5 protein-coding genes are annotated in these 3,060 nt (G+C 67.0%); 2 read left to right on the top strand and 3 right to left on the bottom strand.

All coding sequences use genetic code 11. The features are described from left to right. Window positions 1-300 (bottom strand): ATP-binding protein (locus FNH08_RS47925; protein ID WP_194238871.1); only part of this gene is annotated, 300 nt, incomplete at its 3' end. A gap of 206 nt (window positions 301-506) precedes the next feature. Here FNH08_RS47925 and FNH08_RS47920 point away from each other — a divergent pair. Then, on the top strand, window positions 507-1,337 hold the full coding sequence (locus tag FNH08_RS47920; protein WP_152778184.1) for a helix-turn-helix domain-containing protein: 831 nt from the start codon (window positions 507-509) through the stop codon (window positions 1,335-1,337). Further along, window positions 1,334-1,537 carry a DUF397 domain-containing protein gene (locus tag FNH08_RS47915; RefSeq protein ID WP_152778183.1) on the top strand — a complete coding sequence of 68 codons (204 nt, stop codon included), beginning with the start codon at window positions 1,334-1,336 and terminating at the stop codon, window positions 1,535-1,537. Before FNH08_RS47920 ends, FNH08_RS47915 begins: the two co-directional genes overlap by 4 nt. A gap of 201 nt (window positions 1,538-1,738) precedes the next feature. Here FNH08_RS47915 and FNH08_RS47910 read toward each other — a convergent pair whose 3' ends face one another. Together FNH08_RS47910 and FNH08_RS51330 are read right to left on the bottom strand one after the other, a co-directional pair. After that, complete coding sequence (locus FNH08_RS47910) at window positions 1,739-2,488, bottom strand: DUF5753 domain-containing protein (RefSeq protein ID WP_228034816.1); 750 nt, start codon at window positions 2,486-2,488, stop codon at window positions 1,739-1,741. A gap of 199 nt (window positions 2,489-2,687) precedes the next feature. Next, window positions 2,688-2,879: a hypothetical protein gene (locus FNH08_RS51330; RefSeq protein ID WP_194238870.1), complete on the bottom strand. Its 192-nt coding sequence runs from the start codon at window positions 2,877-2,879 to the stop codon at window positions 2,688-2,690. Between the last annotated feature and the right edge of the window lie 181 nt (window positions 2,880-3,060).

Below are 3,060 nucleotides of genomic sequence, written 5' to 3'. Positions count from 1 at the left end.
GGGCGGGGGAGTGGACGGGGGCTGCCGCTCGGCGCGGGTGTCCGTCACTTCGATGCGCAAGGTGCCCTCGGCCAGGGTGAGCTGGACGTGGAAGTCCCGACCGGCGACGTGGCCGTGGCGTACGGCGTTGGCGGTGAGTTCGGCCGTGATGAGGGTGAGCGTCTCGTTGGCCGGGGTCGTGTAGGGGTGGCCCCAGTCGTTCAGGCGGTGCGAGACGAGTCGGCGGGCGAGGCGGGCACCGCGTGGGGTTGAGGTGAAGCGCATGGTGAACTCGCGTTCGGGTGCGGAACGCTGTGGCATATGCCCGTTCGGGGGAGTTGCTGACTTCATGGGGTCAACGGTTGCGGACTCTGCGTAGCGTTGAACAGGAGCGATGCGCTGACGGGTACGGGCTGTACACGTGGGCGGCGCGCTTGTACGTGATGTTGGGCGTGACCGGTTTCCGGGCCGTGCGTTGGGCGGGCGGTGTCCGGTGACTGTGATCGTCGTACGGGAGGAGCTGCGGCATGGACGACGAGGTTCAACAGCCGGAGTACGAGTTCGGGGCGGGCATTCTCCACGTGTTCGGGCGGCAGCTGAAGCTGTTCCGGGAGCGAGCGGGGATGGACCGCGCGAAGTTCGGGTCGCTGACTGGGTACTCGGCCTCGACGATCGCGTCGTTCGAGCAGGCAAGACGTATTCCGCCGCCGAAGTTCATCGACCAGGCCGATGAAGTGCTGCAGGCGGGTGGGGTGTTGAGCGCGAGCAAGGAGGGGGTGGCTCGGGCTCAGTATCCGGCGTTCTTCCGGGACGCGGCCAAGTTGGAGGCTGAGGCCGTCGAGCTGCATGTGTATGACACTCAGTTGGTCAACGGCCTGTTGCAGACGGAGGAGTACGCGCGAGCGGTGTTCGCCATGTGGCAGCCGCTGTTGGACGAAGCGCTCATGGAGCAGCGAGTGGCCGCACGACTGGCGCGTCAGGAGATCTTCGCCCGACGCCCGGCGCCGCATCTGAGCTTTGTGATCGAGGAGGCTGTCCTGCTCCGACCGCTCGGTGGAGAGGCTGTCTGGCGAGGTCAGTTGGAGCACCTCATGCTGATCGCGGAGAAGCGCAACGTGGTGATCCAGGTGATGCCGTTGTCCCGTCAGGAACATGCGGGACTCGCTGGACCGTTCACCTTGATGGAGACCAAGGACGGGCGCAGGATCGCGTACACGGAGGTACAAGGCGACAGCCGTGTCCACACAGAGCGTCGGAAGGTACGGGAGCTTGAGCGTACGTACGGGATCCTTCGCGCGCAGGCCCACACTCCGACAGAATCGTTGCTGTTGATCGAAAAGCTGCTGGGAGAGAGATGAGCGGGGAAAAGGCGGGGCCGGACATCGATGCCCTGGCATGGTTCAAGAGCAGTTACAGCGCTGGCGACGGGGGCCAGTGCGTCGAGATCGCGGCTGGTATGGGCGCTGTACACGTCCGCGACTCGAAGGACACAACCCGCGTCGCACTCGCCGTAGAACCCACGGCGTGGACCGCGTTCGTCGAGTTCGCGGCACTCTGACAGCGGCAAGGCTCCTGGGCAGGCGTGTGCTTGCCCAGAGCTCCGCACATGTCCCGCCGGGAGCCGGAGCCCCCATCTGCCGTCCGGACGGCATGCCCGGTTGTCCGGCGCTCACGCCCTTCGGCAGAAGTGCGCTCAGGGGCTCCTGACGCTGTGTCCGCTCGTGACGTGCTGTGCCCCGGGCGCACGCCCACAACGTCATCAAGTCGCGCTCAGGGCTCGGCGGGCCGAGTTGATGAGGTTGTGGGCGTCGGCCCCGTACACCGCTGACTCGCTGAGGGTCTTCCAGACCTTCTTGTACAAGGCGATGTTGTCGGCGTCGTCCAGCCGCAGTTCGGCGTGCCAGTCCTCGGCGACGACCAGCCGGTCATCGAGCACCCAGAAGCCGTTGGCGGGCACGATCTTGACGGACGCGGTGAAGGGGATGACACCCAGCTCGACCGTGTCCATGCCGATCATGCCGCTGAGGCGGTCGAGTTGGCTCGCCAGCACCGAGGGCGGGCAGATCAGCGACCGCAACGCGGCCTCCCACATCAACACGTGCAGCTTGCGGCCGGGCCGGTACAGCCATTCCTGGCGCTGCACCCGGGAGCGGACGGCTGCCTCGATATCGCCGGCTCCGCCCAGCAGCTCCGCATACCGCTGGATTACGTGTCTGGCGTACTCCGGGGTCTGCATCAATCCGGCGATCACCGACTCTTCCCAGATCCACATGTCCGAGGTGCGGTCGATCTCGGCGCTCAGTCCCTCGTGAAGGGGCTTGAAGCCGTTCGCCAGGGCTCGGCGCCATGACCTGATGTGCGACTCGAACCCGGCCAGCCGGGCAGCGAGTTCACCGGCGGCGAGCCGCTGGCGTCGAAGCTGGCGCGGCCGGTTCTCACTCAGCTCCCCGTCCAGGGCCCGGACGTGTCGTACACGCTGATCACGAATGGCCTGCTGGTGCGCACCCATCAGGACTGGCTCGCCACGACCGGCCTGGACAAGGTGAAAGTCTCCCTGCACTACTTCTCCGACGAGTCCTTCCGGTCCATTGCCCAGACCCGCGCGGGCATCGCGACCGTACTGGACGCAGGTCATCGCAGCCTGAGAGGAGTCGACGCCGGGCGCCGACCAACCCCGTACAGGGGAGGTTTCGTCGGAGGCTGTTCACCTACAGATACCGCTCAGCCGTCTGGGAGGGCCTGCTCACCCGGGCCGGGGCGCCACGGCCGACGCGTAGGTCCTCGACGCGCTTCACCCTGGGCACATCGGGCGACGGCGGCGCGGAGAGCGGCGGGGTGCTTGTCCGGCACGGGGATGAGAGGCCCGGAGGGGTGCCGGTGAGCGTCGTCATGGACTTCATGGACGGCGTTCCTTCGCGGCGGCGCCGGCCTCAGCGGTCCACCGGGCTACCTCTCAACCCCGCCTCCCAGAGGCGCGGGGGCCTGCCGACCTTTCAGGGGCGCGGGGAACGGCGAGAGCAACCACAGACACCCGCATCTCCCAGACGCCCCCCAATAAAACCCTGTCTCTTATCCACAGCT

The organism is Streptomyces spongiae (assembly GCF_009377185.1).
GTDB lineage: Bacteria > Actinomycetota > Actinomycetes > Streptomycetales > Streptomycetaceae > Streptomyces > Streptomyces spongiae.
This window is presented reverse-complemented; position numbering and strand designations above follow the sequence as displayed.

Excerpts from the sequence above, each read along its gene's own strand:
- FNH08_RS47920 (WP_152778184.1), top strand. The coding sequence starts at position 507 with ATGGACGACGAGGTTCAACAGCCGGAGTACGAGTTCGGGGCGGGCATT.
- FNH08_RS47915 (WP_152778183.1), top strand. The coding sequence starts at position 1,334 with ATGAGCGGGGAAAAGGCGGGGCCGGACATCGATGCCCTGGCATGGTTC.
- FNH08_RS47910 (WP_228034816.1), bottom strand. The coding sequence starts at position 2,488 with ATGGGTGCGCACCAGCAGGCCATTCGTGATCAGCGTGTACGACACGTC.
- FNH08_RS51330 (WP_194238870.1), bottom strand. The coding sequence starts at position 2,879 with ATGAAGTCCATGACGACGCTCACCGGCACCCCTCCGGGCCTCTCATCC.